The sequence below is a fragment of the Terrabacter sp. 2TAF16 genome (assembly GCF_052115065.1).
Taxonomy (GTDB): Bacteria; Actinomycetota; Actinomycetes; order Actinomycetales; family Dermatophilaceae; genus Terrabacter.
On the sequence record NZ_JBFRFZ010000020.1, the window covers coordinates 57,142 to 72,250 of the forward strand.

The 15,109-nt window shown below is 72.4% G+C and carries 13 protein-coding genes and 1 tRNA gene; 4 read left to right on the forward strand and 10 right to left on the reverse strand.

Going from position 1 to position 15,109, the window contains the following annotated elements:
- Positions 1-83: 83 nt before the first annotated feature.
- The 3 genes from AB4Z14_RS20895 to AB4Z14_RS20905 form a co-directional block, all read right to left on the reverse strand.
- Positions 84-560 (reverse strand): GNAT family N-acetyltransferase, encoded by a 477-nt coding sequence (locus AB4Z14_RS20895; protein ID WP_442276903.1) that lies wholly within the window; start codon positions 558-560, stop codon positions 84-86.
- Positions 557-1,693: a hypothetical protein gene (locus AB4Z14_RS20900; protein WP_442276904.1), complete on the reverse strand. Its 1,137-nt coding sequence runs from the start codon at positions 1,691-1,693 to the stop codon at positions 557-559. The genes AB4Z14_RS20895 and AB4Z14_RS20900 overlap by 4 nt, the downstream gene beginning before the upstream one ends.
- A gap of 340 nt (positions 1,694-2,033) precedes the next feature.
- Positions 2,034-2,107: transfer RNA gene (locus tag AB4Z14_RS20905), tRNA-Thr, on the reverse strand.
- 246 nt (positions 2,108-2,353) lie between these two features.
- Here AB4Z14_RS20905 and AB4Z14_RS20910 point away from each other — a divergent pair.
- Positions 2,354-3,280, forward strand: a complete 927-nt coding sequence (locus tag AB4Z14_RS20910) for an NADP-dependent oxidoreductase (protein WP_442276930.1) — start codon at positions 2,354-2,356, stop codon at positions 3,278-3,280.
- An 86-nt stretch (positions 3,281-3,366) separates the two neighbouring features.
- On the opposite strand, the gene AB4Z14_RS20915 is transcribed toward AB4Z14_RS20910, so the two are convergent.
- From AB4Z14_RS20915 to AB4Z14_RS20940, 6 genes are all read right to left on the reverse strand, one after another.
- Positions 3,367-5,124 (reverse strand): alpha/beta hydrolase, encoded by a 1,758-nt coding sequence (locus AB4Z14_RS20915; protein WP_442276905.1) that lies wholly within the window; start codon positions 5,122-5,124, stop codon positions 3,367-3,369.
- Entirely contained in the window at positions 5,055-6,653 is a 1,599-nt protein-coding gene (locus AB4Z14_RS20920; protein ID WP_442276906.1) for an alpha/beta hydrolase, read from the reverse strand. Before AB4Z14_RS20920 ends, AB4Z14_RS20915 begins: the two co-directional genes overlap by 70 nt.
- A 203-nt stretch (positions 6,654-6,856) precedes the next feature.
- Positions 6,857-8,410 (reverse strand): alpha/beta hydrolase, encoded by a 1,554-nt coding sequence (locus AB4Z14_RS20925; protein ID WP_442276907.1) that lies wholly within the window; start codon positions 8,408-8,410, stop codon positions 6,857-6,859.
- A 189-nt stretch (positions 8,411-8,599) separates the two neighbouring features.
- Positions 8,600-9,760, reverse strand: a complete 1,161-nt coding sequence (locus AB4Z14_RS20930; protein ID WP_056773724.1) for a DNA polymerase III subunit delta' — start codon at positions 9,758-9,760, stop codon at positions 8,600-8,602.
- Positions 9,757-10,416, reverse strand: coding sequence for a dTMP kinase (gene tmk / locus AB4Z14_RS20935; protein WP_442276908.1), 660 nt, complete (start codon positions 10,414-10,416; stop codon positions 9,757-9,759). Before tmk ends, AB4Z14_RS20930 begins: the two co-directional genes overlap by 4 nt.
- Before the next feature lie 90 nt (positions 10,417-10,506).
- Positions 10,507-11,541 carry an aspartate-semialdehyde dehydrogenase gene (locus tag AB4Z14_RS20940; protein ID WP_442276909.1) on the reverse strand — a complete coding sequence of 345 codons (1,035 nt, stop codon included), beginning with the start codon at positions 11,539-11,541 and terminating at the stop codon, positions 10,507-10,509.
- A gap of 192 nt (positions 11,542-11,733) precedes the next feature.
- Between AB4Z14_RS20940 and AB4Z14_RS20945 the strand changes: the two genes are divergently transcribed.
- A complete protein-coding gene (locus AB4Z14_RS20945; RefSeq protein WP_442276910.1) occupies positions 11,734-12,216 on the forward strand; it encodes a hypothetical protein in 483 nt (160 codons plus the stop codon).
- A gap of 91 nt (positions 12,217-12,307) precedes the next feature.
- Here the strand turns inward: AB4Z14_RS20945 and AB4Z14_RS20950 are convergent, their stop codons facing one another.
- Positions 12,308-13,090, reverse strand: a complete 783-nt coding sequence (locus AB4Z14_RS20950; RefSeq protein ID WP_442276911.1) for a MerR family transcriptional regulator — start codon at positions 13,088-13,090, stop codon at positions 12,308-12,310.
- A 164-nt stretch (positions 13,091-13,254) separates the two neighbouring features.
- Between AB4Z14_RS20950 and AB4Z14_RS20955 the strand changes: the two genes are divergently transcribed.
- Both AB4Z14_RS20955 and ddaH read left to right on the forward strand, forming a co-directional pair.
- Positions 13,255-14,229, forward strand: a complete 975-nt coding sequence (locus AB4Z14_RS20955) for a LysR family transcriptional regulator (protein ID WP_442276912.1) — start codon at positions 13,255-13,257, stop codon at positions 14,227-14,229.
- 48 nt (positions 14,230-14,277) lie between these two features.
- A complete protein-coding gene (gene ddaH / locus AB4Z14_RS20960; RefSeq protein WP_442276913.1) occupies positions 14,278-15,048 on the forward strand; it encodes a dimethylargininase in 771 nt (256 codons plus the stop codon).
- The last annotated feature ends 61 nt before the right edge of the window (positions 15,049-15,109 follow it).

Here is a 15,109-nt window from a genome sequence, read left to right on the forward strand (position 1 = left end):
CACCCCTGCGGCGAGGGCACACCTCTGGGGCCAGCCAGCACACCCAGCCACCCCGGCGCCGCGGCCCCCGAACCGGCGGTTCTTCAGCGGTCGAGGCGGAGGCGCATCGCGGGCCAGGCCGTCGGGGTGAAGCCCAGCTCCTCGTAGAGCCCTGCCCCCTCCCCCGTCGCGAAGAGCTCGACGACCGTCGCCTCCGTCTCGTCGCGCAACCAGTCGAGGACGCCCACGACGCACGCCCGGGCCAGCCCCTGCCGGCGCGCCCGAGGGTGGGTCGCGACGTTGTTGACGAGACCCCAGACGCCGTTCGGGTTGACCGGCGAGGGCGTCTCGAAGCGGAGCCCCGCCATCGCCCCGGCCACGACCTCGCCGTCGGCATCCTCGGCGACGACGACGCAGGCACGTCCGCCGTCGAGCTCCCGCTCGAACCACGCCGTGGCGGCCTCCTGCCAGCCCGGGTCGTCGACGCCAGGCACGCCCATCGCCGAGAACATCAGCGCCCGCAGCCCGACCACGACCGTGGCATCGGCGGCGGTCGCCCGCCGGGTCGTCCAGGCGGTCACCGGAACGCACCACCGGTGAACGCGGGGGCGAGCGGCACGTCGGTGGCGGCATACGTCGTCTCGACGGCACGCGCCAGCCGCAGCGCGACCTCGGTGAGCTCGGGCAGCGCCGGCCCCGCCGACGCGGTGCGCAGGAAGCGGAGCACGCGGTCGGGCGTGCGCGGCATCGGCTTCACCGGGTTGACCCGCTGCGGCTCCCCGTCGACGAGTCCGGCGAGGCACCAGCTGCCGGCGAGCCAGGCCCACGCCTCCGTCGCGAGGTCGAGGTCGTGGTCGTGGTCGAAGTCGGCACCTTGCACCTCGGGCCACTCCACCGCCACGGCGTTCCGCCATCGCTTCAGTGCCGCCTCCGCGGCAGAGGTCTCGAGCGACCAGGCGCACCAGCACGTCGGCCACGGCACCCTGAGGTAGGCCGCGTCCCAGACGATCGGTCGCCACAACGCGAACTCGAAGTCGAGCAGGACGAGGCCGGCGTCGCCGACGAGGTTGTTGTCGGGGCACATGTCGGCCGCGGACAGACTGCAGGCGTCGACCCGGAAACGGTCCGGCACCCTTGCGAGCACGTCGAACGTCCCGTCAGGCACAGCGACGTCGAGGGCAGTGGCAAGGCGCTCCCACACCGAGACGGCCTCGAGGAGATGTGCCGGCAGGTAGTCGACGTCGACCGGCTCCGACGAGCGGGCCAGCACACCGGCCTCGAAGGTGTCGCGCACCTGGTGCCCGGCCCGGTGCAGACGGGCCACCGCCGTGGCCCACCCGGACAGCGCGGCCGCGGCCCGGTCGGCGTCGTCACCGAGGAGCGCGTCGGCCAGGTGGGTCCCGTCCCCGAGGTCGCCCATGACGACGAGGCGCGGGTCGCTGGACTCGGCCACGAGCGTCGGTGTCTGAGCGACCCCGGTCAGCGCCTCGAGCGCGGACGCCTCGCGGGCATACGCCTCCCGCCCCTCCTCGCTGTGGTAGCGCTTGACCACGAACGAGCGGCCCGACGGGTCGACGGTTCGCACGACGAGCGTGCGACGACTGCCGGGGAAGGGCTGACCCACGGCTCGCAGCGGGCCTCCGACGAGGCGGGCCGCGACGGCCAGCGTCTCGGCCAGGACGTCCTGGTCCACGTCTGCCGGGGTCGCGCTCACCGGGTCACTGTGCCAGATCGACGACGGCCCGGGCTCCGCCGGGATGTCGACAAAAACCCCACGACGCACCATTCCGAAACTTCTCGCCACAAATTGTCGAAAGTCCGTACACGTGGCTACAGGTTGATTACTGTCACACCTGTAACACCCCCACGGCTGGCACGCACCCCCCCATCCGCACCAGCCTCGAAGGAGCCCGTCCTGCGCGCGCAGGTGGGCTCCTTCGTCATTACCGGGAGTATGCCGTCCCGCGTGCCATGGGGCCCGGCGCCGTCGCGTGTCGGGGCACGGAGAAGGCCCCGCCTCCTGCGACGAACGCAGGTGACGGGGCCTCGAGCCGAGCCGCTTATCGGAATCGAACCGATGACCTATTCATTACGAGTGAATCGCTCTGGCCGACTGAGCTAAAGCGGCTGGTCGTGAGGGCCGCGGCGAGCGCGACCGGACACGGAGGTTGAGTATACGCACGACCCCTGCCGGAGAAAAATCGTGTCCCGAGGAGGCCTTCGGCACGTCGCCACCGGCCGCGCCCGAGCCGGTCGCGACCCTTGGGAATGCCGCGCCGACCCCTCGGCCTTGACCTCAGGAGACCGCGGAACCCCACCGGCCACTCCCCCAGAAAGGACCACGATGACCGAGTCGAACGCCACGAACCCGACCATGCGCGCCATGACCTACGACACCTACGGCGGACCCGAGGTGCTCGCCCTCACCGAGCAGCCGCGCCCCAAGGTCGGGCCCGGAGAGGTGCTCGTGCGAGTGCGGTCGGCGTCGGTCAACCCCGTCGACTGGAAGCTCATGTCGGGCGGCCTCGACGCCGTCATGGACGTGCGGTTCCCGGTCGTCCCCGGCTGGGACGTGTCCGGGGTCGTCGAGGCCGTCGGCTTCGACACCCCCGAGTTCTCGCCCGGCGACGAGGTGCTGGCCTACGCCCGCAAGGACTACGTCCACGGCGGCACCTTCGCCGAGCTCGTCAGCGTGCCGGTGCGCGCCGTCGCCGCCAAGCCCGCGACGATGTCGTGGGACGAGGCGGCCGGCCTGCCGCTCGCAGGCCTCACCGCCCTGCGCCTGCTGACGCGCCTCGAGGTCGGCGAGGGCGACACCGTGCTCGTGCACGCCGCGGCGGGTGGCGTCGGCTCGCTCGCGGTGCAGATCGCCCGGTCGCTCGGCGCCCGCGTCATCGGGACGGCGTCGGAGCGCAACCACGACCGCCTGCGCGAGCTCGGTGCCGAGCCGGTGACCTACGGCGACGGCGTGGTCGAGCGCGTCCGCGCGCTGGCTCCCGACGGCGTGGACGCCGTCGCGGACTTCGTGGGCGACGTGCTCGACGTGACGACGGCCGTGATCGCCGACGGTGGACGCCATGCCTCGATCGCCGACGGGTCGGTCGCCGAGGCCGGCGGCCACTACGTCTGGGTGCGACCGGACGGCGCCGAGCTGGCCCGCCTGACCGCGCTCTTCGAGGGAGGCACGCTGACGGTGCCGGTCGCGCAGACCTTCCCGCTCGAGGAGCTGGCGGACGCCTTCCGGCTCAACCAGGAGGGGCACACCGCCGGCAAGATCGTGGTCCGGGTCTCGACCGACTGATCGAGCCGGCACACGCCATCATGACGTCGAGGGGCACTCTCCGCGTCGGAGAGTGCCCCTCGACGTGTGGTCTGGGCCCTGCGACGTCAGGCGTCGCAGAGCTCGCCGTTGCGCGGCGCGAGCCCCCGCACGAGGTAGTCGTCGACGATCCCGTCGGCGCAGTCGTTGCCGTTGGCGTAGACCCCGTGGCCGTCCGCGTCGACGAGCACGAGGCGCGACCCGAAGATGCCGTGACCCATCTCCCGCGTGCCGTCTGGAGGGGTCGTCAGGTCGCGCTCGTTGGCGAGGACGAGGACCGGCGAGGTGGCGTCCACCGTGAGGATGAGGTTGGTGCGCTGGGTGCCCACCCAACCCTCGCAGGAGTCCGTCGCCACGCCGTGGAGGTGCGCGTAGACCGGGTGCTCGTCGAGGACGGAGGCACTCGGCTCCATCTGCGACGTCGCGTCGAGCGGCCAGTCCGCGCAGTGGATCGGCAGGTGGCTCGCCTCGTAGCCACCGACGTACGACCCGTCGTCGTCGCGCATGACCGTGTCCATCGCGGCCCACACGAGGTCGGTGCCGTCACCGTCCTCGAGCGCCCCGTGGAGCGCATCCTCGACGTCCTCCCACGAGTCCGGATAGAGGAGCACCGAGTTGACGGCCGTCACGGCCCAGCCCTCGGTGAGGCGCGGGATGCCCTGCGCGTCGCTCGGGAGCGGCTTGTTTTCGAGCCGGTCGAGGAAGGCGAGGAGCCGGGTGCGTGCCGTGTCGACGTCGTCACCGAGAGCACAGTCACCCTGGTCGACGCAGTCCTCCAAGAAGGCGTCGAGCCCGTCCTCCACCGTCGCGGCCTCCTCCTCGGCCCAACCGTCGACGTCGTCCTGCGACGCCGAGTCCGCCGCGACGTAGTCGGGCGAGACGGCCGAGTCGATGACCATGAGCCCGATCCGGTCGGGGAACTGGGCGCCGTAGAGCGCCCCGATGAGCGTGCCGTAGCTGATGCCGTAGTAGTTGAGATGGACGTCGCCGACGGCATCGCGCATGACGTCGAGGTCGCGGGCCACCTGCTCGGAGCCCATGTTGCGGGCGAGCGCACCGCCTCGGGCCAGGCAGCCCTGGAGCCGAGCGGTCCGTGACGACGCGGCGGCCGCCTTCTCGGCCTGGGTGTCCGGGGTGGGGTCGGCGGCGTACATCGCGTCGAGGTCCTTGCTGCGCAGGCAGGCGAAGCCGCCCGACTCGCCGATGCCGCGCGGGTCGAAGCCGACGACGTCCCAGACCTCGCGGACGTCGTCGGAGAAGAAGTCCCGGGCCTCCATCGCGAACTCGAGGCCGGAGGCGCCGGGACCACCAGGGTTGATGAAGAGCGTGCCCTTGCGTGCCTCGGGGTTGCCGGCCGGAACCTTGCGCAGGGCGATCTCGACCGTCTCACCGCGAGGGGCGAGGTAGTCGACGGGGACGCGCACCGTGCCGCAGCGGTCGTCAGCTGAGCCCCGGCCGTCACCCGTGACGTCGCAGGGGCGCCAGCTGATCGTCTGGTCGTAGAAGACGTCGAGACCCTGGGCGGGCTTCGACGTCGGTGTCCCGAGCTCGACCGTGTCACGCGGCGACGCGTCGCCGTCCGCCCCGGCCGGCCGGCGCGAATCCGTGCCCGACCACCCTGGCTCCGGGGAGGCCGGCGAGCCGGCGGCGACCGCGCCACCGGGCACCGTCTCACCCGGCCCGTGGGCCGGGCTCGCGGCGAGCAGAACGAGTGTCGCGAGGACCGCGACGGAGACGAGGGGCGCGAGCAGTCGGCTCAGCAGGTCGTGCCGTCGGCCGGCGCCGTTCCCCTGAGCAGGTACCCGTCCACGGCGGAGTCCACGCACGAGTTGCCAGCGTAGTAGGTGCCGTGCCCGTCGTGGTCCGACGTGAGCAGAATGCCCGAGGCGAGGTCCTTGGCGAGCTGCTTCGTGCCACCGATGGGCGTCGCGGGGTCACGCTCGTTGCCGATGACGAGGATCGGGTCGGCGCCGGCCGCGAGCGTCGCTCCCTCGGGAGTGCGCCCAGCCGTCGGCCACGTGCGGCAGTTGTCGTAGAGCTCACCGGTCATCCGGGCCCACAGCGGGTGCGCGGCCTTCGCCTTCTTCTGCTCCGCCACCAGGGTGGGGTCGGCCGTCGACCGCGGCCAGTCGGCACACCGCACCGGGATCATCGCCTGCAGGTAGGTGCTCGGCGCGTAGTCGCCCGTGATGCCGCGCTCCACGACCGACATGCCCTTGGCGAGGAGGATGTCGCCCTTGCCGGTGAACGCCTGCGCGAGCCCCTTGTCGAGCGTCGGCCAGGACTGGTCTGAGTAGAGGCACATGAAGATGGCGAAGCCGACCCAGCCCTCGCCGATCCGGGGCAGACCCGGCTTGGTCGTCGTCAGGCCGTTCTTCTCGACGCTGTCGAGCAGGTCGACGATCTTCTGGCGGGCGGCGGCCTTGTCGCTGCCGAGTGCGCAGTCGGGCCGGGCGACGCACCAGTCGATGAAGGCGTCGATCGAGGACTCGAAGCCCTGGATGTCGTAGGTCATCTCCTGCTGCTCGGTCTGGTTCGGCGACATCGCCGAGTCGAGCACCATCCGGCCGACCTTCTTCGGGAACGTGTCGGCGTAGATCGCGCCGAGGAACGTGCCGTAGGAGCCGCCGAAGAAGTTGAGCTTCTCGTCGCCGAGGAGCACCCGCATGACGTCCATGTCGCGGGCCACCTCGGTCGTGCTCATGTGCATCGCCCTGGCGCCCCCGCGCGCCGCGCAGCGCTTCGTCACCCCGTCGACGTCGGCGAGCAGCGTCGAACGCTCGGCCGCCGAGTCGGGTGTCGGGTCGGCGCTGAAGAGGAGGTCCATGTCGGAGTTGCTCAGGCACCGCACGGGGCTCGATGCCCCGATCCCCCGCGGGTCGAAGCCGACGATGTCGTATGCCGCTCGCACCCCGGGAGAGAAGACGAACGACGAGTACTGGGCGTACTCCACCCCGGAGCCGCCGGGCCCCCCGGGGTTGATGACGAGCGAGCCGAGGCGCTTGGACGGCTGCGTCGCCGGGGCCTTGCGCAGCGCGAGGGTGAAGCGGTCGCCGGTCGGCTTGGCGTAGTCGACGGGCACCTCCATCGTGGCGCACTCGTGCTTGGCGTTGTCCGCGCACGGCGACCAGCCGAGCTGCTGGGTGTAGAAGGGCGCGAGTGCGGCCGGGTAGTCCGCCGTGACGGTGCCGTTCGGCGCCGGCGTCGCGGGCGCCGGGTCCGTGGCGCTCGGTGCCGGCGAGCCCGACGCCGGTGCCGTGACCCGGGGCTGGGCGACGGTCGGCGGGTTGCCGATGCGCCAGACGGCGAGGGCCAGGGCTGCGACGACGGCCACCACGGCGACGGCCGCGAGCACCGGTCGCACCGACGACCGGCGCGGCCGGCCCGTCCCGGAGCCCCCAGAGCCCCAGGCCCCCCCGGATCCCCAGGACCCGCCGGACCCGCCGGGCCCGCCCGCGTCACCGCTCCGGGCACCCGGCGCGGGTGCCGGGTAGGCGGGCGGCAGGGCCGCATACCCCGTCGGTGCGTCCGGAAGGTCGTCGGGACGCGGGTCCTCGTTCAGCACTTGAGTCCGTCCTTGGGCACGCGCCCCTGCACGTAGTAGGCGTCGATGGCGCTGTCGACGCACGTGTTGCTCCGACCGTAGGCGGTGTGGCCGTCGCCGTCGTAGGACACGAGCACGGCGTTGTCGAGCTGGTCACGCAGCCGCTTGGACCACTCGTAGATCGTGGCGGGGTCGCGCGTCGTCCCGACGACGACGATCGGGTCGCTGCCGGGGGCCGCCACCGTGTGCGGGCCGACGGCGGACTTCACCGGCCACACGCCGCACGGCAGGGCGCCCCACGCGAGGTTGGCACCCCACGTCGGCGCCTTGGCCGAGAAGTCCTTGGCGTAGGTCTCGTAGGCGGACACGTCGGGGCTGTCCGGTCGGTCGAGGCAGTTGACGGCGTAGATCGACTCCATGAGGTTGCCGTCGTAGCCGCCACCCGGACGTCGGCCTGCATAGGCGTCGGCCAGCTGCATGAGGGACTGGCCGTTGCCGGACTTGGCCTCCCGGAGCGCGTCGGTGAGGAAGCCCCACGAGCCCTGGTCGTAGAGCGCGACGGCGACGCCGAGACGGGCCCAGCCCTCGGTGAGCAAGGGGGCGCTGGGGTCGCCGGTCGGCAGGGGCTGGCGGTCGACCTGGCGGAAGAAGTCGTCGAGGCCCTTGAGTGCGGCCTCCGGGGTCGAGCCGAGGGGGCAGTCCTCGGTGACGCAGTCCTCGACGTAGGCCTGCGTCGCGATCTGGAAGCCGCGAGCCTGGCCCTCGCCGAGCTCGGCGCTCGTCAGGTCGGGCGGCACGACGCCGTCGAGGACGACGCGGCCGACGCGCTGCGGGAAGAGGTCGGCATACGTCGAGCCGAGGAACGTGCCGTAGGACTTGCCGAGATAGTTCAGCTGGGTGTCCCCGACCGCGGCCCTGAGGATGTCCATGTCGCGGGCAGCGTCGGCGGTCGAGAGGTGCTTGACGAGGTCGGGGTTGTCCTTCTGGCAGCCGTCGGCCATGGCCTTGGCCTGCGTGAGCAGCGCCTGCTCCTCGGTGGCGTCGTCGGGTGTCGGGTCGGCTGCGAGGAAGCGGTCGAGGGCCTTGTCGTCGAGGCAGTCGATCGGGTCGGAGCTCGCGACGCCGCGCGGGTCGAAGCCGACGAGGTCGTAGTAGCGGCGCACCTCGGGGCCGCCGATCGTCTCGGCTCCACCGCGTACGTAGTCGATCCCCGACGCGCCCGGGCCGCCGGGGTTGACGAGCAGCGAGCCCAGGCGCTTCCCCTGGTCGCGGGCCTTGACCCGGGCGACCTTGATCGTCAGGTCCTTGGACGGGTCCGGGGCCGCGTGGTCGAGCGGGACCCGCAGGTCGGCGCACTCGAGGTCGCCGCACTTCTTCCAGTCGAGCTTCTGGGTGTAGTAGGAGGCGAGCGCCGCGCTCGGCGCCGCCGTGGCAGGCGGGAGACCGGTCTTCGAGGTGGGCCCGACCGGTGGCTCGCTCGTCGTGCAGGCCGTAGCAGCCAGCACCAGCGCCAGCGTCGCCACGGTGGCGGTGAGGGCGCGGGAGATGGCGGCAGGGCGTGTCGTCATGCCCGAAACCGTAACCGGTCGACCTGTAGGCGGCCGCCAAGGACGACAGGTCGTGACCGCATCGAGGCCGTATGCCGTGTCGCCCGGACCGTCGGCCGCGCGGGCTAGCGCACGGGGCGGCTCGCGGGCCCGCCGGGCGCTCCCCGGTCACGCATGGGGAACCTCACACCGCCGCCGCGCGAGAGTGGGTCAGATGCCGAGGTCGCGCGGGACCCGGAGCTGCAGGGCCATCGCCTCGAGCGCGAGCAGCGGCGACACGTTGGCGTTGATGCGGTCGCGGGCCTCGTTGATGGCGTCCATGGCGGCGAGCAGCTGCTCGGGGCCGAAGACGCCGGCGAGCGCGCGCACCTTGTCGACGGCGTCGGGGTTGACGAGGTCGACGTCGGAGCGCAGGCGCAGCACGAGCGCGTCGCGGTAGATCGAGGTGAGGTCGATGAGGGCCCGGTCGACGACGTCGCGGGCCGACCGGGTGGCGCGGGTCTTCTGCTCGCGCTCGAGCGCGGCGACCTGCGAGCGGATGTGGGGCGGCTGGGTGCGCGCCGTCGGGTCGGCGCCGAGTGTCTCCATGAGGTGTGCGCGCTCGGCGGCGTCGCGCTCGGCGCTCGAGGCGGTCGACTCCTCGTCGGCGATCTGGGCGAGGTCGGCAGCCGCACCGATGGCGTCACCGACACCGAGGATCTTCGTGGCCATGGCGATGACGTCACGACGGCGGATGCGGGCCTGCTCGTCGCGAGCCAGCCGACGCGCGAGGCCGACGTGCGACTGGGCGGCGCGGGCGGCATACAACGCCATGGCGGGATCGACCCCGTCGCGTCGCTGGAGCAGCTCGGCGACGGCCTCGACCGGGGGTGTGCGCAGACGGACGTGTCGCGACCGCGAGCGGATCGTGACGATGACGTCCTCGAGGCTCGGCGCGCAGAGCATCCAGACCGTGCGCGGCGTCGGCTCCTCGAGGGCCTTGAGCAGTGCGTCGGCCGGAGCGTCGGTGTAAGCGGTGAGACGGTCGGCGTCCTCGATGATGATGATGCGCCAGCGGCCGACCGACGGGCGCAGCGCGGCCTCCTGGACGAGCGCCCGGGCCTCGGCGACCTTGATCGACAGGCCCTCGGTGGCGACGACCTTGACGTCCGCGTGGCTGCCGTCGAGGGCCGTGCGGCACTCGCGACACTGACCGCAGCCACCGTCGGGGCACTGGAGGGCGGCGGCGAAGGCCCGGGCTGCGGTCGAGCGGCCCGAGCCGGGCGGACCGGTGAAGAGCCACGCGTGCGTCATCGCCGACTCGTCGCTGACGGCACGCGAGAGCGTCTCGATCGTCGGCTCCTGGCCGACGAGGTCGGCCCAGACGGTCATCGGCGACCCGCCATGACGCGGTCGACGCCGTCGACGACGCCGGCGTGGAGCCGCTCGACCGACTCGGTCGCGTCGAGGACGAGGTAGCGCTCGGGGTCGGCCGCGGCGAGCTCGAGGTAGCCCCGGCGGACCGCGGCGTGGAAGGCGTCGGCCTCGGACTCGAGGCGGTCGTGCACGGTGCCGCGACGCGCGCGACCCACCTCGGGCGAGACGTCGAGGACGATGGTCAGGTCGGGCAGCAGGCCGCCGACGGCCCAGTGCTGCAAGGCGGTGATCTCGTCGCGGCCGAGCTCGCGGCCGGCACCCTGGTAGGTGATCGAGCTGTCGACGTAGCGGTCGGTGATGACGACGGCACCGCGCGCCAGCGCCGGCTTGATGAGCTGGTCGACGTGGTGGGCCTTGTCGGCCGCGAAGAGGAGCGCCTCGGCGCGCGCCGCGACGTGGTCGCCGTGCAGCACGAGCTCGCGGATCTGCTCGCCGAGCGGGGTGCCTCCGGGCTGGCGGGTCACGACCACCTCGCGCCCTCGCAGCTCGAGCGCCTCGGTGAGCAGGCGCACCTGGGTCGACTTGCCCGCACCGTCGCCACCCTCGAAACAGACGAAGAGCCCGGGAGCGGTGCCCTGTCGATGGGTCGCAGCCGCGAGGTTCTCCGTCACGCCCCGACCCTATGCCAGCGTCCGGACACCAGCCCCGCGTCCCCGCTCTCCCCCGGCACCGAGGAAGCGGGTGACGACGGCGCCCACGCCTCAGCGACGCGCGACCAGGGCCTCGGCGATCTGGACGGCGTTGAGGGCCGCGCCCTTGCGGAGGTTGTCGCCGACGACGAAGAGCACGAGCCCCTTGCCCTCGGGCGCCGCCTGGTCCGCGCGCACGCGGCCGACGAAGACCTCGTCACGACCGGCGGCCTCGAGCGGGTTGGGCACGTCGGTGACGATGACGCCCGGGGCGTTCTTGAGCAGGTCGAGCGCCTCCTCGGGCGAGATGTCCTCGGCGAACTCGGCGTGGATCGCGAGGCTGTGCCCCGTGAAGACGGGGACGCGCACGCACGTGCCCGAGACCCGGAGGTCGGGGGCGTGCAGGATCTTGCGCGACTCGTTGCGCAGCTTCTGCTCCTCGTCGGTCTCGAGCGAGCCGTCGTCGACGATGGACCCCGCGAGGGGCACGACGTTGAAGCCGACCGGGACGGCATACAGCTGAGCCTCGGGGACGGCCACCGCGCGGCCGTCGAGGGCGAGCCCGGTGGGGTCGCCCGCGGCATACGCACCCTTGAGCTGGCGGTCGAGCTCCCGGACGCCCACGCCGCCGGAGCCGCTCACGGCCTGGTAGCTCGAGACGTGCAGGCGCACGAGGCCCGCCCTGTCGTGGAGCGGCTTGAGGACCGGCATCGCGGCCATCGTCGTGCAGTTGGGGTTGGCGACGATGCCCTTGGGGATGTCGTCGAGGTCAGCGGCGTTGACCTCGGAGACGACGAGCGGGACCTCGGGGTCCTTGCGCCAGGCGCTCGAGTTGTCGACGACGGTCGCGCCGGCGGCGGCCACCTTCGGCGCGAGCTCTCGGCTCGCGGCGCCGCCGTTGGAGAAGAGGGCGATGTCGATGCCGGCGAAGTCGGCCGTCGCCGAGTCCTCGACCGTGACGTCCTCGCCCTTGAACGGGAGCGTCGTGCCGGCCGAGCGCGCGGACGCGAAGAACCGCACCTGCGTGACCGGGAAGTCCCGCTCCTCGAGAAGGGCGCGCATGACGCCACCCACCTGACCCGTTGCACCGAAGACACCAACTCGCATGGCCCAAGGTTACGGCGGCCGCCGACCGGCACCGGGCCGCGTTCAACTGGTGGGCGCCTGGGCCGCGCGGGCTGGGAGGTGGCTGTGATTCTCCCGTTCCACCGACCTGCCGTGCGGAGTGGGAGCACCCTCGACCAGGGGGCCACAGTCCTCCTCGGGCGCCACAGGAACACATCTTCAAGGGAGAGTCGTATGAGCCGACTCAGCATTCGGGCCACCTGCGCGATGGCCGCCGTCGCTCCGCTTCTCGTCGTCAGTGCCGTGTCCGCCGGTGCCGGCGGCCAGGGAGCCGTCACGTTCACCGACAACCAGCACTCGGTCGTCGACGTGTTCCACGACATGAATCCGTGCACCGGGGACCCGGGCACGGTCAGCGCCGTGGAGAACCAGATCTTCCACGGCACCATCAACAAGACCGGCTCGTGGTTCACGGGCACGGCCGAGGGCAAGTTCACGTTCACGCCGGACGACCCGTCGAAGATCACCTACACGGGACACTTCGCCAATTGGTTCGGCGACGAGAACAACCTGCGCAACGGCGTCGAGCACAGCACGTTCAACGTCAACGCGACGGGCACGGACGGGTCCCACCTGCAGTTCCACGACAACGCCCAGGCCACGCTCAACGCGAACGGCACCGTGACGGTCTCGTTCGACCACATGTCCTGCGCCTGAGCGGGTGCGTCGCGCACCACCGGGCACAGCGCACATCGGGCACACCGGACCGGGCGGCGCAGCGGTCGCCCGGCCCGGTGGGCCCCCGACGTCACTCGCGGTGGCGGTCGGCGTTGGCGTGGATGGCGTCGCGGACGTATGCCGCGAGCCCGGGTGCGAGGTCCTCGTACGTCTTCGTGAAGCGGGGGTCGGCGACGTACATGTCGGCGAGCCCGATGTGGAAGGTGTGGTCGAGGTCGTAGAAGCGGTCGTGGATGTGTCGGCGGTGCTGCTCGGCGGCGTCCATGGCCGCCTCGCTCGTCGCGGGCGCGCCCGAGTGCAGGGCTGCGACGAAGGCGGCGTTGACGGCGTCGGCCTCCTGCTTGACCTGCTCCCAGTCCGCCTTCGTGTAGCGCTTGGTGCGCGACCGCGACTGCTTCCAGGCGTCGGTCTCACCCCAGCGGTCCTGCGCCTCCTGCTCGTACTCGTCCGTGAAGCCGTCGCCGAAGAGCTCCTTGAGGTCCTCGGTCGTGGCGGGCTGGTCGTTCATCGCTCTCTCCAGTGCTCGGTCGATGGCCGAGACGAGCTCGCGCAGCTCGTCCAGCCGGGTCATGACGGTGGCGCGCTGCCGGCGCAGGTGGTCGGCTGCGTCCTCGCCGCCGCGCAGCAGGGTCGCGATCTCGTCGAGCGGCATCTCGAGCCGTCGGTAGACCACGACCTGCTGCAGGCGAGTGAGGTCCTCGTCGGTGTAGAGCCGATAGCCCGTTCGCGAGCGCTCGCTCGGGACGAGCAGTCCGATCTCGTCGTAGTGGTGCAGCGTGCGCACCGTCACGTCGAAGAGCTCGGCGACCTGCCCCACCGTCCAGGTGGTCATCTCCTGCGTCCTTCCGGTCATGGGATCGAGCGTGACGCCTCACGCGACGTGAGGGTCAACCCCATTGAAGCGCCCATGCGCGCGGGAAGTGCCGGGAGGTGCCGAGGCGCCGGGAGGTGCCGAGGCGCCCGGAGGCGCCGGACGTCCCGGGTGGCGCCGTCGGGCAGGCGGCCTACTCTCGACACGTGGAGCTCGAGGTCCGTCACCTGCGCGTCGTCGCGGTGGTCGCGCAGCAGGGCAGCATCCCTGCCGCCGCGGCCACCCTCGGGGTGTCTGCGGCGACCCTGGGGTCCGAGGTGGGTCGCATCGAACGCGCCCTCGGCTGCACGCTGTTCCGGCCGAGCGGAGACGGGATCGCGTGCACCGCGATCGGCGAGCGCGTCGTGTCGCGGGCTCGCACCGTCCTCGACGAGGTGGCGGCGCTGCGCGAGGACGTGCGCACCCACCGCGCGAGCGACGCCCCGCTGCGCCTCACGTCGGACTCGATGCGCTACTTCACGTCGTTCGTCAGCCACGCCTACGCGACGGACATGCGGCGACCGTTGATGCCCGTGCCACCGCTGTCCGGCGGGACGACGACCGACGCGATCAGCGACGGCCGGGTCGACGTCGCCGTCGTCATCGCGCTCGTGGCCGACCGGCGCGAGGAGCGGGCGCGGTCGATGATCGGCGAGCGCGTCATCGTCGAGCGTGAGCCGCTGCTCGTCGCGCTGTCGGCGTCTCACCCGCTGGCGGCCCAGCGGTGCGTCGACATCAGGGAGCTCGCCGGCGAGGACTGGATCCTGCCGCCGACCGAGGTCGACCCCGGGTCCGAGGCGACGAGCACCGTGCTCGCCCGCCTCGGCGTCACCCTCCGTTCGTCCTACGGACCGCACGACCTCGGGCCGTTGTGGCCGGCGGTCGTCGCCGGCCGGGCCGTGTCCTTCGCCGTGCCCACGGCGTCCGCGCCGCCGGGCGGGGTGCTGCGGCCGCTCTGCGACCAGCCCATCACGGCCCGACGCCTGCTCCGCTGGCGGGTGGGGGCGCTCGACGACGAGGACGTCGAGCGGTGCGTGCGCGCGGCGGGCTCGGCCTACCGGGAGCAGCTGACCCACACGGCGCAGACCCAGGGCTGGTGGCCGACGGCGCGCTCCGACGAGAAGCCGATCCTCGCGCCCTGACGGGCCGCGACCTCCGACCGGTGAGCGCCGCGACCCTAGAGTGAGCGCGTGCACCGTCGCCTCGCGCTCGTCCGTCGACCCTCCCCTCGTCTCGCGGACGGGATCGTGACGCACATCGAGCGCTCGGCAGCCGTCGACGGCGAGCTGGCCCTGCGGCAGTGGCAGGAGTACGTCGACGTGCTCCGCCGTCGCGGCTGGTCGGTCGTCGAGGCCCCGCCGGTCGACGACTGCCCCGACGGCGTCTTCATCGAGGACCAGGTCGTCGTGCACGGCGACGTCGCGGTGCTGTGCCGCTCCGGCGCACCCGGACGCCGCGGCGAGCGCGCAGGGGTGCGCGAGGCCGTCGAGGCACACGGCTACCGGGTCGTCGAGGTCGAGGAGCCCGGCACCCTCGACGGCGGGGACGTGCTCAAGCACGGGCACGTCGTGTGGGTCGGTGTCGGCGGCCGCACGAACCTCGCCGGCATCGAGCAGCTGCGGCGCGCGTGGGAGGGCCATCGCGTCGAGGTGGTGGCGGTGCCCGTCTCGAAGGTCCTCCACCTCAAGTCGGCGGTGACGGCTCTGCCCGACGGGACCGTCCTGGGCTACCCACCGCTCGTCGACGACGTGAGCACGTGGCCCCGGTTCCTCGCTGTGCCAGAGGAGTCCGGCGCCCACGTCGTGCTGCTCGGTGGCATGTCGGTGCTCATGTCCGCGTCCGCGCCGCGCAGCGCGCAGCTGCTCGCCGCCCGTGGTCACGACGTGACGACCGTCGACATCTCCGAGTTCGAGAAGCTCGAGGGCTGTGTCACCTGCCTGTCGGTGCGCCTGCGGGGATAGACCCGTGGCGGCGCCACTCTGTTAGGGTCGCTAACTGGATGAGCAATCTCCCGAGCGACTG

Bases quoted from the DNA above. Each gene is read 5' to 3' on its own strand.
- AB4Z14_RS20925 (WP_442276907.1), bottom strand. From the start codon at position 8,410: ATGACGACACGCCCTGCCGCCATCTCCCGCGCCCTCACCGCCACCGTG.
- AB4Z14_RS20930 (WP_056773724.1), bottom strand. From the start codon at position 9,760: ATGACCGTCTGGGCCGACCTCGTCGGCCAGGAGCCGACGATCGAGACG.
- AB4Z14_RS20950 (WP_442276911.1), bottom strand. From the start codon at position 13,090: ATGACCGGAAGGACGCAGGAGATGACCACCTGGACGGTGGGGCAGGTC.
- AB4Z14_RS20910 (WP_442276930.1), top strand. From the start codon at position 2,354: ATGCGCGCCATGACCTACGACACCTACGGCGGACCCGAGGTGCTCGCC.
- AB4Z14_RS20945 (WP_442276910.1), top strand. From the start codon at position 11,734: ATGAGCCGACTCAGCATTCGGGCCACCTGCGCGATGGCCGCCGTCGCT.
- AB4Z14_RS20940 (WP_442276909.1), bottom strand. From the start codon at position 11,541: ATGCGAGTTGGTGTCTTCGGTGCAACGGGTCAGGTGGGTGGCGTCATG.